We start from the raw sequence: 18,249 nt of genomic DNA, 5'->3' as shown, positions 1-18,249 counted from the left end.
TTCTAATCCATGGCTATCAATCTAAAAACTGATCCCATTTCAAAATCCTTTTATCAGTATCTATGGCCAGCGCTAACGGGAATGGTGATTAAATCACTGTTCATCATGGGTGATGCGTTATTTATCGGTTTAGGCGTCGGGCCCGATGGGCTTGGTGCTATTGCCTTGGTGATTCCACCTTTTTCTATTTTTACTGCCATCGCCATGATGGTTGGTATTGGTGGCGCCGCCAAAATGTCGATAGAAATAGGCAAAGGCAACACGGAATCCAGCCAGATGTGGTTCAGCCAATCCATGTTGATTACCACTCTGTTATCCACTATCACGGTGACGCTCGCTCTCATTTGGTTGGATGAATTGATAGCCTTGATGGGCGCTTCAGGCAACTTGGCTCAGCTTGCTCATGATTACCTAATCGTGCTGCTGCCCTTCTTTGTTCTTTACTCGCTGGCTTGGGTGTTGTCTTGCTTTGTGCGTAACGACGCCAACCCGAAATTAGCCACCTATGCGATGTCGATTGGTGCCATTACTAACCTTGCTTTTGATTACCTGTTTATCATTGAGATGAACATGGGAATGAAAGGCGCAGCGTATGGTACGGCCATTGCTCAAGCAGTCATCGCACTGATTTTGCTGACTCATTTCGTGCGTAAGAAAGGCTCATTAGAATTCAGCTTAAAAGGCATTGGCTTAAGCAAAACCAAAGAGATCTTAAGCATCGGTACTCCGACATTCTTTATCGAAGTCACATCTGCGATGACCATCGTGTTGTTCAACTATGTTTTGCTGAGCCAATTCGGTGAAAGCCACATCATCGCCTATGGCTTAACCACCAATGTCGGTGTATTCGCTCTGTTTGTGATGGTCGGTATCGCGCAAGCTTGTCAGCCAATCATCAGCTTTAACCACGGCGCAGGACGACCAGAACGCATTGACGAGATTCTAAAACTGGGGATGAAAGCAGCCATGGGCAGCGGCACAGTCTTTCTTTTAGGAATCTGGCTGTCAGCGCCACTGATTGCCTCGATTTACTTAGGCAACGCGAATGACTTAATCCCAATCGCCGCGAGCGCACTGACGTTCTACTTCTTCGGCGTACCTTTGATGGGGTTAAACATGGTGATTGCCAACCTGTTCCAAGCCATTGCCAAGCCAAAACAAGCGACGCTTATTTCCTTATGCCGAGGGTTTGTGTTTGTCGCGCTAGGTGTATTGCTATTGCCTAAGTTCTTCCCGCAAGACGGCATTTGGGCGAGCATTGTCTTTGCAGAAACACTCACTGCGGTGATCAGTTTGAGCATGTTATTCAACTACCGAAAACGCGCAGTGGAGCTATCAGCTTCCTTGGCGAGAAGTTCCTAGTTCAACCAAGCTCAGCCAAATGATAAACTCGGGTTCTATTTCATTCTGTGATTAAAAGGAAATGCGATGAACCCGATTATTGCGCTGCTAAAAGAGAACAACATCAGCGATGAGCAAATCAACGAGATTTTTCAGACTCTGACGCAAAACCCTCTAGCGGCAATGGCAACAATCAGCCAACTAGGTTTGCCACAAGACAAGCTACAAATGCTGATGGCGCAAGTGATGCAAAACCCTGCGCTAATTAAAGAAGCCGTAGACGAGTTGGGATTGGATTTCTCAAAGGTTGAAGAAGCAAAAGAGAAGCTTCAAAGCCAAAACCAAGGCAACTAAGTCTTAGCCATTTAGCGCTGAATATAGAAAAGGCCGTTAACCCGAGCATGTGGGTTAACGGCCTTTTTTGTTCCTACTTTGTTGTTGACTACTTTTTTGTCGGCTAATAATCAGCGATTTAAAGACGCGAATTGCTCTGCTGTCATGCCGTAGTAAAGCTTGTCGTCAAAGCCTTGCTCTAGTTTGTAGTAGTCTTTCTGACGGCCTTCTTGAGTAAAACCATTTTTCTCTAACGTCTTGTAAGAACCCGCATTAGAAGCGTAGCAATCGGCACTGACTTTATGGGCGTTTAGCTCAGTAAAGCCAATCGTGGTCATCATTTGGCAAGCACGAGTCGCAACACCTTTGCCCCATGCGCAAGTAGGTAACTGATAACCCACTTCGTAGTTGCCAGTTAAGAACATCACCGCGGTCACTGCACACATTCCCATGTACAGGCCTTGTTGGTCGCGAATCACGAACGTTGGACTGTCTGGCCAAACACCTTCTTTGATCGCTTGTGCCGTATTTTCAATAATAGGGCCAAAGAAACCTTCATACAGGCTGTTGTCAGCAGGTGCGAAGAACAGATACTGATTGACCTTATCGTCGTTCAACATCTCGATAATATCTTGTAGATCAGAGCCTTGAATCAGTTGGATAGTCAACGATTCGTTAAATGGGATGGCTTCGCCTTGTTTTAGTTTTTGATATGACATGTGTTACCTCGTTATCTGCTGAAAATAGTAGCTCAGCGGATAAGAGAAAAATTGGATTTTTGCGACAACTTTCGGGCTGATTAGCAATGTATTACGACTCAAAATCGCCATAGATATCGATGGTTAAGTCGCGCTTTTTCAAGTATTTGCTTGGCGTTTTTCTTAGCTGCTGTTTGAGGGTACGAATCAAATGCGATTGGTCACTGAAACCAAATTGTTGTGAGAAACTCGCCCAATCAATCACTTCTTGTTGCTTGTAGAGGGTCAAAATCATCTGCTCTAGGCGTGCCATTTGTTGATACTGCTTAACGCTCAACCCCACCACTTGCTTGAAACTGCGCTCAAGCGTTCTGCGAGAACAGGCGCACTGTTTGGCCACCTCATCAATATCCATCGCTAGCTCAGGTGAGCGTAATGCTTGAGCGTCCATCACGGACACCGCTTTTTGTGACGCCAAAAACGGTTTGGTATGGCAAGGGTCGATATCTAACGCATCTAAATGTTGTTTGATGTAGTTCAGCAAACATTGCGGTGAATCTTGCAACTCTAGCTGCCATAACCCTTGTTGAAATCGCACATCAAACGCCGTGTTGAGCCAATCAAACCATTCGCATTGGTTAATTGCAGCTACTTGGGGTGCATCACTAAACCGTGATTCAATGGCATACAAACCCTCTGGACGAAAGGTGATACCAATACGCTTGATGGGAGCCGCATCTTCCAACAACAGCAAATGTTCGTTAGCCGTTAATAAGTGGCAGCCTTTGCCAGCAAGCTTTGTGTCTCCCGTATCGTAACTGTAGCCTTGCTCTGGTGGCGTAAAGAGTAAATGAGCACGCGGGTTTGGAATAAGGTGCGGCTTGGGGTCAATGACTTCACCCTCTGGCACTTCCAAGTACCAAATTTGATGAATGAGCCATTCGTACTCTGGCAGAGTGTGTTTCCAAGCTATCATGATCGTCCTAGCGGTTAGTAAAGATAATGAGCGCAACGTTTTCGCTTCAACATCGGCTCGTTGAGTGTGACTGATTGGCGCTCATCTCGCCACGCATTTCTCACCCTGCTCCCTTGCAAGCTTGTTGGATTGCGGTAGGCTTTGAGCAGAGAAAACAAGCTAAACAGAACAAGGAAATACCCCGATGCGCGTCGACTACCACCAACGACTGGTTCCTGTGATTCGTTATTTAGAACAACACTTTAATGAGCCACTCAACCTGCCAGAAGTGGCCGCGCTGGCGAACCTTTCCCCTTATCACTTTCATCGCACCTTCAAAGCCGTGCAAGGCGAAACACTGGCCGACTTCATTCGACGTTTGCGTCTAGAAGCCGCCGCCGATGACTTATTCAAATCCAAGCAACCGGTATTAAACATTGCCCTAGAGTACGGATTTTCTAGCTCACAGAGCTTAGCCAAAGCCTTTAAACAACATTATGGCGTCACACCTACAGCCTTTCGTGACTGCGAAAACTACCAGCAATTTTCTGAATTAGCACGAAACAGCAAGATTGGACACACGTTGCGCAAGAATGGAAACGAAGTAACACCAAGCGATTCATATACTGGCTCTGAACTCACCAAATGGAGCATGACAATGGAAACGCAAAACTTTGAAAAAGCAAAACTGGCTTACATTCGCGTAAACGGCCCTTACGGTCAAGGCTATGAGGAGCCATCAGGTCGCTTGTATCAATGGGCAGGAATGAAAGGTTTGGCGGGTAATACCTGCATCTTCATCTACCATGACAATCCAGAAATCACGCCAGACGAGAAGTGTCGCACTGATATCTGCTTGATGGTGCCAGAAGATACCGAAGTTCCCAAAGGCATTGAGCTGCAAAACTTCCCCGGCGGTCAATATGCGGTGATGCGCCAGCACATTACTGACCCGAGCCAATATTCCAAAGCGTGGGATGATGTCATGAGCAAGGTAATTGAATCCGGTATTGAGAACGACGACCGCCCCTGCTTTGAGCTTTACCACAGCTTTGACCCACAAACGCATCATGCAGACGTTAGCTTCTGCACTGCCATCAAATAAACCAAAAGCCTGCATCGTTGCAGGCTTTTTCATTTCTTACTCTGGTTGCTTAAATTCGTTCTTCCAAACGCTGTTTATCTTTTAATCCAATTACTTAGAACACGAACGAATACCTCAATATTTTCGTGATCCTACTTCGCGTTTTGACCACGCGCGTTCATTCGCTCGGCTGAGTTGGGATTCATTTCACAGATTATTCATGAAGCGAACCTAGACTGAAAAAATTCTATCGACCCCGTTCGACCTACAACGCTAGGCACAATAAAAACTAGGTACTACAGCACCTCTAGGACATTCCATGAAGAAGAACTTACTTGCCATTGCTCTTGGTAGCGTGATTGCGCTGACTGCTGCCCCATACTCTATCGCGGCTAACGATGCTGCCGTCCAATCTTCCGCCGATTACTCACAGATCGTCACCAAACGTCAGGTTGTCGACCAACTTCTCAACGACGCGGTACAGGCATTCAAATCCCCTGCGCGTATCTCGCATGCGGGTTTTACCGCCAAAATGCCGAGCAACATGGAGATTGTTACCGACCGCTTACTAGAGGCCTACAAACTTGAGCCGTACCGCACTGACCTGCTGATTTCTGCGGCAAACGCACAGATCTACAACAAGAATGCAGACCGCGCGATTGAACTATTTGAACAAGCTCTTTCTGTCGCACCAGACGATGTGGATTTGCACGCTTACTTAGCGGTATGGCAACGCTTTGAGGGCAACCAAGCAGAATCAGCGAAACACATGGCGACGCTCATGAAGCTCAATGCAGGCAAAGCGGCAGACATCCAACGCATCTTCGACACCGTAGACCGCGTACTTGCAACGCCACTAAAAGAGAAAGCCGACAAAGGCAAATTGGATGACAGAGGCGCAATCGTCACATTGGGATACGCGCTGAACCCAGATGGTTCTATGCACCAGATCTTAGTTGAGCGTTTGGAAACCACGCTAGCAATGGCGAAAGCAAACCCAGACGCGTTGATCGTATTGACGGGAGGCGTACCGAAGAACCACAAAACGGAAGGCAAGTTAATGGCGGATTGGCTGATCGAAAAAGGCATCAGCAAAGATCGCATCATTGAAGAAAACTACGCCACCAGCACGGTAGGTAACGCCCTATTCAGCAGCTACGCATTGGCGCGTCATAACATCAAGCACGCAACCATCATAAGCTCAGCGAGCCACGTGCGCCGTGGTCAAACCTTGTTTGAAATCGCAAGTTGGCAAACTGGCCCGCAAGGCATCACTTTCGACACAGTGAGCTACCCAGACAAACCACTTAAAGACTTAGCCAAAGCCAGCGATAGCGAACTGCTTGGTATCTACCGCGATGCTCTGCGTACTTACGGCATGTGGAGCTACCGCTCTTACCCGCTAGAGTCGCGTTAAGTATTCTCGACTCATACCAATCAAAAAAAAGCCTGCGTACTTGCAGGCTTTCTTGTCTTTGTGCCGTGGTTAAAACCGCTTAAATTGCTTCGCCGTTTACCGTTACTACCACATCAATGTTGCCACGAACTGCGTTTGAGTATGGGCAAACTTGGTGTGCAATGCGCGTTAGCTCTAGCGCTTGTTCTTGTGGCATGTCTAGCTCTACCGCTAGGCTCACTGTTAGTGCAAAGCCGCCGTTATCGTTAGGACCGATGCCCACTTCCGCTGTTACGGGTGCACTTTTCAGGTTTACTTTACCTTCACGCGCTACGTGCAGAATCGCGTTAGAAAAACACGCTGAATAGCCCGCCGCAAAAAGCTGTTCTGGGTTAGTTGCTGCGCCTGTGCCGCCCATTTCCTTCGGGTATGACAGCTCTAGATCGAGAAGACCGTCATCAGTTTTTACTTGACCATTACGACCAGCCAAAGCGGTAGCTTGAGTTTTGTATAGAGTAGTCATGCGAGTGTCCTTTTTAATTTAAGTTGCGCACAATTTAATTGCTTGCAATCTTATATCGAAGTGAAGATAGTTTGCAACTATATTGTGCACAATTTATTTTATAACTCTCTTTCTCTGTAAGCAGGTAGGCAACACCAATGAGCCAGTGTTACACCGACAACACCATGACCGACGACGATAAACTCTTACTCGAAAACCAAGTTTGCTTCCCGCTCTACAGCGCAGCAAATGCAGTGATCCGAGCTTACCGCCCGTTGCTGGACGAGCTTGATCTGACTTATTCGCAGTACTTAGTGATGATGGTGCTATGGGAAAAAGACGGTGCCAGCGTAAAAGAATTGGGGTCTCAACTGCATTTGGACTCAGGCACACTCACGCCGCTGCTTAAACGCTTAGAAGCAAAAGGCTATGTGGAGCGCGGCCGAAGTGAAACCGATGAACGCGTTCGCGTACTCAACCTAACAGAGCAAGGTCGTGATCTTAAAGAACAAGCCAAGTCAGTGCCAAACGCCATGATGTGTAAAATCACCTTAGAGCTGGATGAAATGATCATGCTGAAGAAGCTGTGTGGCAAAGTGCTCGATAATCTGAGCTAACAAGATAGAAGCATCCGCTTCCCCACTTCCTATTAGAAAGAGCCTGCCGAGATGCAGGCTCTTTCGATCTTAGCTAGAAGATCTACTCAAAGTAATCATCGGTATTCTCTATTGCTACTCTGCCTTAATCTTCAATAAAACCTATCAAAGCAAACTCACTTACATCGGATTTCCCTATCAAGTGAAATAGGAAATGGCTATCAATAGGATAGTTACAAGCGATTTTCCTTAAACACACTCCGATGAGAATATACTTTCCGAAAGCAACAACAGCTCAGCTTAAAACATTCAAAGGAAAGTAAATTATGATTAATACTCAAATCAAACCATTTGCAGCTACAGCGTACAAAAACGGCGAATTCGTTGAAGTAACAGAACAAGACGTTCTAGGTAAATGGGCAGTATTCTTCTTCTACCCTGCAGACTTTACGTTTGTATGTCCAACAGAACTGGGCGACCTAGCAGACCACTACGAAGAGCTACAAAAACGTGGCGTAGAAGTTTACTCAGTATCAACTGACACACACTTCACTCACAAAGCATGGCACGACAGCTCAGACACAATCGGTAAGATTCAGTACTACATGCTTGGCGACCAAACGGGCAACATCACAAACAACTTCGGTGTGATGCGTGAAGGTCAAGGTCTTGCAGACCGTGCAACGTTCCTAATCGACCCAGAAGGTACTATCCAAGCAATGGAAATCACTGCTGAAGGTATCGGTCGTGACGCAGAAGACCTACTACGTAAAGTGAAAGCAGCTCAATACGTAGCAGCGCACCCAGGCGAAGTTTGCCCAGCTAAATGGAAAGAAGGTGAAGAGACACTAGCTCCATCACTAGACCTAGTTGGCAAAATCTAAGCCACTGAAATTTAAGTTCTAATCAGTTCCCGATTTCCTTTTTCTGATTAGAACTGAATTAGAGAGCACTTCAGGTTAGATACCTTGACGACCTTCTGCCTGATTTGCTCTCTCCCCCCAGGTTTTATCTACAGTAACCACTTTTTAGTTTTAATTAAGGTAGTAACAACTATGTTAGACCAAGCGATCCAACAACAACTCAAACAATATCTGGCTAATGTAAAAGAAGAAGTTCGTTTAGTGGTTAGTCTAGATGAAAGCAAAGCATCGAATGACATTTTGTCTCTAGCGAACCAAATCGCAGAGATGAGCGACCTAATCACCGTTGAGCGTGACGACAACGCAAGCGCACGTAAACCAGTGATGGCGGTAACTAACCCAGCAAAAGGCACAGCACTACGTTTTGCAGGCTTGCCAATGGGTCACGAATTTACCTCTCTAGTATTGGCACTGCTTCATTCTGGCGGTCACCCAATCAAACTAGAACCAGAAGTGATTGAGCAAATCGCAGCACTAGACAAAGATCTAGACGTAGAAATCTTCATTTCACTGTCGTGTCAAAACTGTCCGGACGTGGTTCAAGCGTTCAACATGATGGCGGCGATCAACCCGAAAGTAAAAGCAACCATGATCGACGGTGGTTTGTTCCAAGATGAAGTGAAACAACGCGACATCATGGCCGTACCAAGCGTATTCGTGAACGGTGAGCTATTTGGTCAAGGTCGTATGTCTCTGACTGAAATCCTAAACAAAGTGGATGACGGCGCGAGCGAGAAAGCGGCGAAAGCACTGAGCGAAAAAGCCCCATACGACGTGCTTGTTGTCGGCGGTGGTCCTGGTGGTAGCGCAGCTGCTCTATACGCCGCTCGTAAAGGTATTCGTACTGGCGTTGTTGCTAAGCGTTTTGGTGGTCAAGTTATGGACACCATGGCAATCGAGAACTTCATTTCGGTAAAACGTACTGAAGGTCCAAAACTGGCCACTGACCTAGCAGAGCACCTAAAAGAATACGACGTAGACGTCGTGACTGAGCAACAAGCTGAGAAGCTAATGGGCGCAGCACACACAGAAGACGGCTTGATTCACATCCAACTTGAAAGCGGCGCAACGCTGAAGAGTAAGAGTGTCATCCTAAGCCCAGGTGCACGCTGGCGTGAAATGAACGTTCCGGGTGAGCAAGAGTACCGCAACAAAGGGGTCGCGTACTGCCCACACTGTGACGGCCCACTGTTCAAAGGCAAGAAAACCGCAGTTATCGGTGGTGGTAACTCAGGCATCGAAGCAGCTATCGACCTTGCTGGTATCGTAGAGCACGTAACGGTTCTTGAATTCGCAGACGTACTTCGCGCAGACCAAGTGCTTATCGACAAAGCGAACTCACTACCAAACGTAGACATCATTACGATGGCGCAAACAACAGAAGTAGTGGGCGACGGTACTCGCGTAACAAGCTTGAAGTACAAAGACCGCAACACAGATGAAATCAAAGAGATTGAACTGTCAGGTATCTTTGTTCAAATCGGTCTAGTGCCAAACACAGAATGGCTAAAAGATTCAGAAGTAGCGCTATCCGAGCGCGGCGAAATTGAAGTCGGTAGCCGTGGCGAAACTAGCCTAGAAGGTGTCTTCGCAGCCGGTGACGCAACAACCGTTCCTTACAAACAGATCATCATTGCGATGGGTGAAGGTGCAAAAGCAAGCTTAGGCGCATTTGACTACCTAATCCGTAAGCAAGGCTAATCTCCAAATTTCTTGAGCACAAAGCGCACGGTGCTGTGTTTTCTTCCCCGGAAAACCAATCGGGGCACCGTGACAGCGATGAGTAACAAGAAATAAAATCAAAAAAACCTAGAAGCCCAAAGACTTTGCCAGCAGGTATTAACTGCTGGCTTTTTTGGTTTTTGGGGGAAAACACTGAGCTCACAGCAGAAAAGAATTCCCTCCCCCTTGATAACCACATCCAAGTGCTTGGCAAACCATGTCGAGAAAAGGGGGGAGTTGGAGGGGGTTGCAAGCACATAACCCCACATTCAACCTCAAACCAGCAACCCCACCTAACCTCCCCTTGTATCAAACTCCGAAGCTCTCAACACATCGAGCTCAATAGGGAGGGACTGATTTTGCATGCGCGGATAGTTCAATTCACAATGCCAGCATCGCAACACTCTGAAAGTAGATTCTGAATACTCGCTTAGGCTCCTTCAAAATGACGCTGTTCGTTTAGCTCTCTCTTTCCGTCATTCCCGCGAACCTAGGTGAGACTGGGAATCTACTCACCACAAATTCGATCGAAAATGATTAACAAGAACACGAACAAACAAAAGGTGGAAGAAGGTTGCAAGCACTTAGCCCAACGTTAAGCCTCAACGCTGCTTAGCAAACACTTGAGTCCAATAATAGCGATAGCTTGCTGACTGGTTTTCAACCATGGAGGCGCCCATCTGGTCGAAGTTGGCATTCATAATATTGAGGCAGTGGCCTTCACTTGATAACCAAGAGTTCATCACGGCATTAATTGAGCTTTGCCCTGCTGCCACATTCTCACCCAGTCGACTCCAAGCATAACCTGTCGCGTTGACTCGACTTGAAAGCGTACTGCCATCCGAGCCTGTGTGACTCATAAAATCACTGTTTGCCATATCACTAGAGTGCCCGTAAGCGGCGCTTTCTAGATCGTAGCTCCAAGTCAGTGCGCCAACCGGTGGCATTATTTTAGAGCCACATTGCTGAGCTTTAGATCGAGCATCGTTTACGGCGGCCAGCATCTGCTCGGCAAAAGTGGTTTCTGTCGGTGGTGTATCTGGGGATTGTGAGCCGCTGTCTGCAGGTGATGACGAGTCTCCATCGCCGCCACATGCGCTGAGAAGTAGCGCCAATGCTGGCACTAAGATCTTTGTTGGCATTGTCTGTCCTTATATTCATAACGAAAGGCAAAATACGCTTTCGATAACCAAGGGCAATAACCTAACAAAAATTCATTTGAGCGCCATATGGTGCAGAGTGTTTTGACCAAATACTCACGTGGCGTTTTCAATAGCCGAATCTGCCTACTTTGGGAGATTCAATTCCATATCAATACGGTGCATATCCTCGCCCCACCCATCAGGAATGTGGTTCAGTTCCACGGCCCCATATTTGGCGAAAAACGGCGCAGACAAGTGACTTGCCGCAATTTTGATTTGCGGGACGTTTAAGCGCTTAGCACGATCAATAGCTCGGCTCATAAACTCATTCCCTATCTTCATTCCTTGCGCTTTTGGTGAGATTAAAATCCAGTTCAAACTATGAAATGCCTGTGTTTTGCCACTCAAACCATAAGCACCAACGAGTTCACCATTTAGAAAGCACACCTCATAACCTTGAGGATCACTATCAAGAAACTCCGCGTAATCTTCTCTTTCATTGATTGCAAAATATTCAGGGCAGTTTTCATCGAAGATGCGCAGGCAATCCTCTTTATCACTTGGTAAGAAGGATCTAAAACTTATGCTATTTGCCATGCGACTGCCTCTTTCGATTATGTATTTGGAGATGCTAACCGATCTGTGGGGCATTGGCCTTAACAAAAGTTAAAACCATCGTTCTGAAGGAGAGAAAGCGCCTCAATACACCGACTAAACGCGCTTTTTGATAGTCAGAACGAGCCTTTTCATTGGCACGCATAACCGAAGCTCTAACGGCGTCTACACTCTTAGTCTTTGATTGTTTCAGTCGAGGCAACTATGGATGGAAGAAACCCAACAAGGCGAGACGGTAGACCACACACTTCTTCGGGCGGCGCGTATCAATCTCAGCATCCCGCAGTGCATCAGAGTACCAGTCAGCCTCGAAGAGAAGATACGATGTCCGCTCGCTTGACCAGACAAAGGCGAGCGCGAGCAGAAGAGCTTCGATTTACCGATGCAGACCAACAAAGGTGGGCAGCGAATCGAACAAGAGCAGACGCTGAAAGACTACGAACAGGTGCAGCCCAAGTGCCTGTGAGAAAAGTCGCTTCTCTTCATCTTGGCACTCGACGGGATCATCGAGACATTGTGGATATTGTCCCTACTTTTCAAAAAGATGGACGTCTTAGCCCAGATAGCGAAGCAGCTCTAAAAGGCATGATAGACAGCAATAGAGATTACGTCTTGTCGTTAACTGGGCACTCATGCTCTAGCCCTATCCCCAACCAGAAAACCTACACTAAACACGATGTAGCAACCAACACCGTTAGTGGTGGTTTTAATACCTCCGGCGCGATAGAACATGCTTGCCAAATCATCACCTCAAAAGGCTCACAGGTGGTCGGTTTGGTGTCTGGTCATTGCCATGGAAAATCCAGAAGCCTTGCCATGATGAAACAAGGCGCCCTAAAAGCAGGTGTTTTATTGGATGACGAATACACGTTTGCCACTCCCAAGAGCATTACAGCAGGGGAAACTCGCGAAGCGGCTCTCAAGTTAGTGATGAAGCTTAATAAGTTACGAAGGGAGCGGCGGTGATCAAATTCATATCAGTGTTGCGCAAAGGATTTGAAAGCCCAGATATCAGAATTTTATGACTACAGACTACTCGCTCACAAACACATACAGGTCACCACGACAATGGTTAATACTGTATTCAATCGGACGGCCTGTACTATCAAACGCGGTCTGTTCGATAAGAAGGACTGGCGTGGTCGAGTCTATATTCAGTTTCTCAAGTGACTCTTCTGTTGGCATTTTTGCGGATACGCGACTTTGAGTTTTTGAAGGGGTGATGTTTTGACTGTGGAAGTAGTCATACAGTGACAATTGGATGTCATCAGGATCATGAATCAGCTCGGAAGGTACGTAAGATTCCTCGATTGATACGGCTTGTTCATCAATATAGCGAACACGCTTTAGGAGGAACACTTCCTCACCTTCTTTCAGGTTGAGCGTTTCTGCGATTTCGGCAGAACAAGGCATGGTGTCCTTCTTAATCCACAACGTATCTGGCTTTTTCCCTTTTAGAACCACTTGCTGAGAGAACCCAGTCGCAGCTTTACCTGAATATTCGACTGTGTCGCTGATCATGGTACCTAAGCCACGAGAGCGAACAATAACACCATCCTTATCGAGAACATCTAACGCTTTACGAATCGTAATTCGAGAAACGCCTAACAGCTCGCTAAACTCGCGCTCTGTTGGGATAAAGTCTCCGCCTTTTAAGATTTTCTGCTCAGTTGCTGTTTTTACTGATTCAGAAATCTTCATGTATAGCGGTGACTTGTCTTTTTGCTCGATGCGAGCCTTTATGAGTTCGATAAGGGGCTGGTAGGTTGTCATAAGGTTCTTATTTTTATCAGCAATTTTTGCATTATACCCGATATTAGAATGGGATAGATAGGGCGAAGCAAAAAGCGAAAGACACTACGCTTCAACCCTACAGTTACCTTATGTTAGCGCAATAGCTTGTTGTGACTTCGCGCTTGGCTTAACAAAAAACAGCAGTATTGCCGCAACAAAAACAAGGGCTGCGCAAAGCGAATACGCAAGATCGTAGCGACCAAAAGTATCCACCGACCAACCAGCGAGAACAGGCCCAATGAACCCGCCAACACCCCAAGCGGTGTATAAGATCCCATAGTTAGTACCAAAGTTCTTCAATCCATAAAGGTCAGCCATCACGGAAGGGAAAACAGCAAGCAAAGTGCCATACCCAATGCCCGCAAGACCTGCGCCAATAATCAAAGCAAGTGAGGAATCAAACTGGGAAAACAACAACATGTTTACGGTTTGCAGCAACATGGCAAGACTTAGCGTTTTAAGCGCACCAATCTTGTCGCTCAATAGCCCTGTCGCCAATCGTCCACCGGAGTTGAAAATCGCTAAAGCAACAACCAAGTAAGCGCCATCCATTATGCTCGCTTGCGCTGCTGCGATGGAGGTAATGTTAGCTATGATCATCAACCCTGCAGAAGCCCCGAAAGCATAAGCAAACCAGAGTAAATAAAATGGACGTGTGGAAAGCATGTCGCTCCAAGCCACGTCATCACTCGGTTTGACGGCTTGTAATTTTTGCTTCGCTTTTGCCGGAACGGGTTTGAAATCCGTTGGCGGATTAGTAAAAGAACACGCTAGCGGAAACGCAATCACGAGCAAGCCAACACCCAAAATTCGCAAGCTCACTTGAAGGTCAAATTTGCTAATCAGGAAACTAGTTAGCGGCGCAAGATAAAGCGCAGCCAAGCCAAACGCGGTGGCTAACGCGCCATTCACCATGCCCTTGCGAGAAGCGTGAAACCACTTCATCGCTGTTGGGTTCAAGCACGCATAAGAAAAGCCAATACCCGTTCCAGTAAGCACCCCAAAGCTCAAACACAAGTTTATTGGGCTAATCGATAGGCTGGATAACACCATACCAATCCCTGCCATGAGCGTACCAACCATGAGCACTTTCTTAGGGCCGAATTGGTCTTGTATGCGTCCTGCCACCAGCAATGCGAGAGACAGAGTAACGATGGTAATGGTGTAGGGCAGAGAGGCTTGAGTGTGGCTCCACCCTAAATCAATGAGGGCGTTTTTAAATACGCTCCATGTATAAAGCACGCCGATGCACAGGTTGATCCCACAACCTGCGGCGAGAATTCTTATCGCTTTGTTATTCATGATCATTACTTAAAGACATCGCTATCTGGCAAGCGATATTCGATTGATATGTAAGAGAAAACATTGAGGCTTAACAGAACATTAAGCCTCATAGAAAGTTAGATTCCGTATTGGCGAAGGTAGTCAGAAATTTGCGCCACACTCGGGGCACAATCTCCGCCTTCATGGCTCACCACATACGATGCAACAGCATTACCAAGAAGTACGGCATCCGCCAGTTCCCAGCCAGAACTTAAGCCTGCAAGTACGCCCCCGGCATGCGTATCACCAGCACCAATGGTATCGACCACTTCGGCAGCAAATGGCGCGACCATACCGTTTGATTCTCCGTTGTTAAACAGTGCGCCATCGCTATCAATGCGTAGCACTAAAGGGCAGTCATAACGGGAGTACCATTGTTCAACAAAGCTTGGACTGTCTTGCATGCCAAGGTGCTCCGCTTCTTGGCGGTTAAGCGAAATAATGGGTTTAATTGCAAGTAAACGCTCAAGTAAGGTGGCGTCAATATCGGCAATACGAGGTCCAAAATCGATAAACAGTTGGATTGTACTTGGTAAGGTTTCCAGCCAATTGACGATTTCAGCCCCGCAAGCAGATGCCAATTGATAACCAGATAGGTAGATAATCGCATCGTCATTGATCGATAACTGATTCAAGGTTTCTTGATTCCAGTTGTTTTCGACCCCACTGACAGACAGGAAGGTTCTTTCCCCATCCGGCTCTACCAGAGCCAAGCACCACCCGTTATCGCCACTTGGATCCGCTAAGCTGCTCTCTAGACCTTTCTCTTCCATAGAGTGACGAATCAACTCCGCCCACTTACCATTCCCTATCGGCAGAGCATTAGTCGATTGAAGGCCCAGTCGTTTTACCGCAATCGCAATATTTAGCGCGCAACCTCCAACGTGAATGCCCTTTTCTTGCATTTCTAGATCGCCACCTCGCTGCGGTAAACATGGCGTTTCCGTCACGATATCAACCACAGCAGCACCAATTAAGCACAGCTGGCGCTTGTTGCTAAGCGTAGGAATTAACTCGATTAATGCATTATGAGGCATAGCCCTGCTCCTTAACTTCTCGCAGAGAAAGGAATTTACGCGCGTATTCATCAAAGTCTAGTTGGTTCTCATCATCCAACTGCTGCTTCAATTTTGTGTCAATCGCTTGAATACCATTTAACGCACCACAAATTGCAGTTGCCATTGCGCCGATGGTGTCGGTATCACCACCTAAGTTCGCGCACAAAATCGCACAACGATTCGGATCAGTTTCAGCTAGCTCGACCATCGCAATCGCTGCTGGGACAGATTCAATGGTGCTGACTCCTGCGCCCACTAAGTTGTAAATTTTCTCCATGCGCTCTTCAATACCACGGTCTTCACTTGCCACCATTAGAGCGAGCTCAACACGAGATGCCATCGATGCACTAAAAGTGGTGATGTTCTTGGTTTGAGCCGCAAGAGCAATCGCAGGTAATTGGTCTTTGATAGCGCCCCAAGTATGCCCTTCAATAGCTTTCGATACCGCCCAAGCAATCACTACAGCACCAGAGATAGCAACATCAGATTTGTGCGTCGGGCTAGAGGCTAACGACACTTGCTCGATAAAATCATCCAAACTGTTGGTTGGTAACAGACAGCCCATCGGTGACACACGCATAGCTGCACCATTCGTGACGCCGTTGTTCTCTAGCTCGCCGATTGCTACACCTTCTTTGATTGAACGCATTGCCGCTTTTGAACTTGGACCAAAAATGTTTTTGTTAAATGCATCGAAACCTTCCGCCCACGTCAGTACGTTTCTAGCGATCACCTCTGGAACAATATCACCATCGCATTCGATGATGGCGTCAGCCAGTGCCAATGCCATAGAGGTGTCATCAGTAAACTGACAAGCAGTGAAGTAACAAGCCGCGTTGTTTTCTTTAGGGCCATCAAGGAAGCGGTCAATCCAGCCAAAGTGCGCTTTTACTCGACTACGAGGCCACAATTCAGATGGCATCCCCATTGAATCACCAAGTGCTTGACCGTAAAAAGTGCCGAGGATTCTGTCTTGTTTTGAAATTGTCATCATACTTACCAAAATAGGGGTTAAATATCCTGCCCAATTGACATGGAAACATTGGGCAGGGTTAAAATTTAAGCTTGTGCTTTCTGTTGTGTAGTGGCGTCTGACTGATCGCCCATTTTGATTGGTTTGATCTCACCACTAGGCTCACGGAAAAAGTACATAAAGATAGCGAGGATAATCGCAATCATGATGCCACCAAATCCCCACATGCCTGCCCAATCAAACGTTAAGCCATTTTGCGGCGTGTCGTAGGCGAACATTTTTTCCATTAGCACGCCACCAAGACGGTAACCCAATAAGCTACCAATGCCCTGGCAACCCAGCGTAATCAGACCTTGAGCCGCAGTACGCATGTGCGCTGGCGCTTTCTTATCGACATAAATGTATGCCGTCACGAAATAGAAGTCGTAGCTCACACCGTGTAGCAAAATGCCCAAGAACAACAATGAGTACAGGTACCAAGTGTCTGCACTACCGTAAACAAAGAATCCGTATCGGATAGCAGCAGTAGCAAGACCAAGAAGCAATACCTTTTTAATACCAAAGCGTTTAGTGAAGAAAGGTAATGCGAGCATAAAGAAGATTTCAGAGAACTGACCCAGCGTCATCCAGCCTGTTGCATTGTTCATACCCACTTCCGTCAGGAAGCCGTTTGCAAAGATGTAGTAGAACGCAAGAGGCATACTAAACATGAATGAACATACAAAGAATGCTAAGAAATTTCTGTCTTTTAGGAGCACCATCGCATCCAGACCCAGCATTACTTTAAGGTCCAACTTACCCGTACTTTTCGGTGGTGTGTTTGGCAACGTTAGTGCAAAGACACCTAACAACGCCGAGCTGAGAGCCGTAATAATAAGCGGAATGTTGCTTGAAGAAATGTCGCCATAACCCAACCAAGATGGCAAAAAGCCTATTGCAACACCTGACGCAATCCAACCAATCGTGCCCATTACACGAATACGTGGGAAGTCACGTTCAACGTCGTCTACGTTAGAAAAAGCAATACTGTTGGTCAACGCAATTGTTGGCATGTAAGTTAACGAATAACCAAGCAAGAGCGGGAAGAAAGTGGCGAACTCGGTTTGTTGTGCCGCTAAATACATAAGTACCGCACCAGCAAGCAACATGACAGAGAGTACTTTCTGCGCTGGGAAAAATCGGTCAGTGATCGAACCGACCATAATTGGCGATAAAATCGCCGCAATAGCAGTACAAGCGTAAGACCAAGCGATCTCAGTTGGCGTAAAACCATTGGTATTAAGAATTTGCCACAATGGAACGAACCAGGCGCCCCATATAAACCATTCAATGAACATCATTGAAGATAGTTTGATGTTAGTCGTTTTCATTTTTTATCCTTAGGTACTGTAGGGTACGATTCAAATGGTACGATCTAATATAATACCAATACAATACCAAGATGATGCTTTTGTGATCATTGTAGCAAGCCAAAAACATCACCTCTCTCTTTCATAAATGAGACTAGAAGTCGCTCTGCTAGAGGTCAATATTCACCATTTTGCGTAGTCAGAAATCGACAAAAACAGGGAGTAGTCTGATAGGGATGGGCAAGAATTAGGCAGGGAGTGATGAAATACATCCGTCATTCATATTGTCGCGGTATTACATTGGTCGTTTCGAGAATCCCTAAGCGTTACGCGGATAAGTGGGTAAGCTGGCATCACCCAATTCAATATAGAGCGATGAGAATGCGCTTTTTATTATTTGGTGAACGCTGCCAAATTTAGCGTCTTAAGCGAACACGACTTTTGA

At 46.6% G+C, this 18,249-nt stretch carries 18 protein-coding genes; 8 read left to right on the top strand and 10 right to left on the bottom strand.

Annotated features, from left to right (window positions below; translation table 11 throughout):
• Positions 1-9 precede the first annotated feature (9 nt).
• Positions 10-1,362, top strand: a complete 1,353-nt coding sequence (locus tag ACLIIY_RS20175; RefSeq protein ID WP_434529236.1) for an MATE family efflux transporter — start codon at positions 10-12, stop codon at positions 1,360-1,362.
• Between the two features lie 66 nt (positions 1,363-1,428).
• The gene (locus ACLIIY_RS20170; protein ID WP_004746427.1) at positions 1,429-1,695 is read left to right on the top strand and encodes a DUF2999 family protein; all 267 of its coding nucleotides are present in this window, start codon (positions 1,429-1,431) and stop codon (positions 1,693-1,695) included.
• Between the two features lie 110 nt (positions 1,696-1,805).
• On the opposite strand, the gene ACLIIY_RS20165 is transcribed toward ACLIIY_RS20170, so the two are convergent.
• Together ACLIIY_RS20165 and ACLIIY_RS20160 are read right to left on the bottom strand one after the other, a co-directional pair.
• On the bottom strand, positions 1,806-2,393 hold the full coding sequence (locus ACLIIY_RS20165) for a GNAT family N-acetyltransferase (RefSeq protein ID WP_434529235.1): 588 nt from the start codon (positions 2,391-2,393) through the stop codon (positions 1,806-1,808).
• Positions 2,394-2,484: 91 nt separating this feature from the next.
• A complete protein-coding gene (locus ACLIIY_RS20160; protein ID WP_434529234.1) occupies positions 2,485-3,348 on the bottom strand; it encodes a helix-turn-helix domain-containing protein in 864 nt (287 codons plus the stop codon).
• A gap of 184 nt (positions 3,349-3,532) precedes the next feature.
• On the opposite strand from ACLIIY_RS20160, the gene ACLIIY_RS20155 reads away from it, so the two are divergent.
• Together ACLIIY_RS20155 and ACLIIY_RS20150 are read left to right on the top strand one after the other, a co-directional pair.
• A complete protein-coding gene (locus ACLIIY_RS20155; RefSeq protein WP_434529233.1) occupies positions 3,533-4,432 on the top strand; it encodes an AraC family transcriptional regulator in 900 nt (299 codons plus the stop codon).
• 298 nt (positions 4,433-4,730) lie between these two features.
• Positions 4,731-5,828 carry a YdcF family protein gene (locus ACLIIY_RS20150; protein ID WP_053350151.1) on the top strand — a complete coding sequence of 366 codons (1,098 nt, stop codon included), beginning with the start codon at positions 4,731-4,733 and terminating at the stop codon, positions 5,826-5,828.
• A gap of 79 nt (positions 5,829-5,907) precedes the next feature.
• On the opposite strand, the gene ACLIIY_RS20145 is transcribed toward ACLIIY_RS20150, so the two are convergent.
• Positions 5,908-6,330, bottom strand: coding sequence for an organic hydroperoxide resistance protein (locus tag ACLIIY_RS20145; protein ID WP_064369558.1), 423 nt, complete (start codon positions 6,328-6,330; stop codon positions 5,908-5,910).
• Between the two features lie 137 nt (positions 6,331-6,467).
• Here ACLIIY_RS20145 and ACLIIY_RS20140 point away from each other — a divergent pair, with 137 nt between their 5' ends.
• From ACLIIY_RS20140 to ahpF, 3 genes are all read left to right on the top strand, one after another.
• Entirely contained in the window at positions 6,468-6,926 is a 459-nt protein-coding gene (locus ACLIIY_RS20140; protein ID WP_005383518.1) for a MarR family winged helix-turn-helix transcriptional regulator, read from the top strand.
• A gap of 305 nt (positions 6,927-7,231) precedes the next feature.
• On the top strand, positions 7,232-7,789 hold the full coding sequence (gene ahpC, locus ACLIIY_RS20135; protein WP_005374632.1) for an alkyl hydroperoxide reductase subunit C: 558 nt from the start codon (positions 7,232-7,234) through the stop codon (positions 7,787-7,789).
• A 171-nt stretch (positions 7,790-7,960) separates the two neighbouring features.
• Positions 7,961-9,529 (top strand): alkyl hydroperoxide reductase subunit F, encoded by a 1,569-nt coding sequence (ahpF, locus tag ACLIIY_RS20130; RefSeq protein WP_434529232.1) that lies wholly within the window; start codon positions 7,961-7,963, stop codon positions 9,527-9,529.
• Positions 9,530-10,152: 623 nt separating this feature from the next.
• Here ahpF and ACLIIY_RS20125 read toward each other — a convergent pair.
• Both ACLIIY_RS20125 and ACLIIY_RS20120 read right to left on the bottom strand, forming a co-directional pair.
• A complete protein-coding gene (locus tag ACLIIY_RS20125) occupies positions 10,153-10,692 on the bottom strand; it encodes a CAP domain-containing protein (protein ID WP_331421003.1) in 540 nt (179 codons plus the stop codon).
• Between the two features lie 144 nt (positions 10,693-10,836).
• On the bottom strand, positions 10,837-11,289 hold the full coding sequence (locus ACLIIY_RS20120; protein ID WP_434529231.1) for a GNAT family N-acetyltransferase: 453 nt from the start codon (positions 11,287-11,289) through the stop codon (positions 10,837-10,839).
• Between the two features lie 222 nt (positions 11,290-11,511).
• Between ACLIIY_RS20120 and ACLIIY_RS20115 the strand changes: the two genes are divergently transcribed.
• On the top strand, positions 11,512-12,273 hold the full coding sequence (locus ACLIIY_RS20115) for a hypothetical protein (RefSeq protein ID WP_434529230.1): 762 nt from the start codon (positions 11,512-11,514) through the stop codon (positions 12,271-12,273).
• Positions 12,274-12,339: 66 nt separating this feature from the next.
• Here ACLIIY_RS20115 and ACLIIY_RS20110 read toward each other — a convergent pair whose 3' ends face one another.
• From ACLIIY_RS20110 to ACLIIY_RS20090, 5 genes are all read right to left on the bottom strand, one after another.
• Positions 12,340-13,080 carry a GntR family transcriptional regulator gene (locus tag ACLIIY_RS20110; RefSeq protein WP_045484308.1) on the bottom strand — a complete coding sequence of 247 codons (741 nt, stop codon included), beginning with the start codon at positions 13,078-13,080 and terminating at the stop codon, positions 12,340-12,342.
• Positions 13,081-13,188: 108 nt separating this feature from the next.
• Positions 13,189-14,403: an L-lactate MFS transporter gene (locus ACLIIY_RS20105; RefSeq protein WP_115012549.1), complete on the bottom strand. Its 1,215-nt coding sequence runs from the start codon at positions 14,401-14,403 to the stop codon at positions 13,189-13,191.
• A gap of 98 nt (positions 14,404-14,501) precedes the next feature.
• A complete protein-coding gene (locus ACLIIY_RS20100; RefSeq protein ID WP_434529229.1) occupies positions 14,502-15,461 on the bottom strand; it encodes a PfkB family carbohydrate kinase in 960 nt (319 codons plus the stop codon).
• Positions 15,451-16,473, bottom strand: a complete 1,023-nt coding sequence (locus ACLIIY_RS20095; RefSeq protein ID WP_434529228.1) for an ADP-ribosylglycohydrolase family protein — start codon at positions 16,471-16,473, stop codon at positions 15,451-15,453. Before ACLIIY_RS20095 ends, ACLIIY_RS20100 begins: the two co-directional genes overlap by 11 nt.
• Before the next feature lie 68 nt (positions 16,474-16,541).
• Entirely contained in the window at positions 16,542-17,825 is a 1,284-nt protein-coding gene (locus ACLIIY_RS20090) for a nucleoside permease (RefSeq protein WP_434529227.1), read from the bottom strand.
• Between the last annotated feature and the right edge of the window lie 424 nt (positions 17,826-18,249).

The sequence above is a fragment of the Vibrio sp. K4 genome, assembly GCF_051122595.1.
GTDB classification, from domain to species: Bacteria; Pseudomonadota; Gammaproteobacteria; order Enterobacterales; family Vibrionaceae; genus Vibrio; species Vibrio owensii.
Note: the sequence above shows the minus strand (reverse complement) of the source record. Positions and strands in the feature narration are given on the sequence as shown.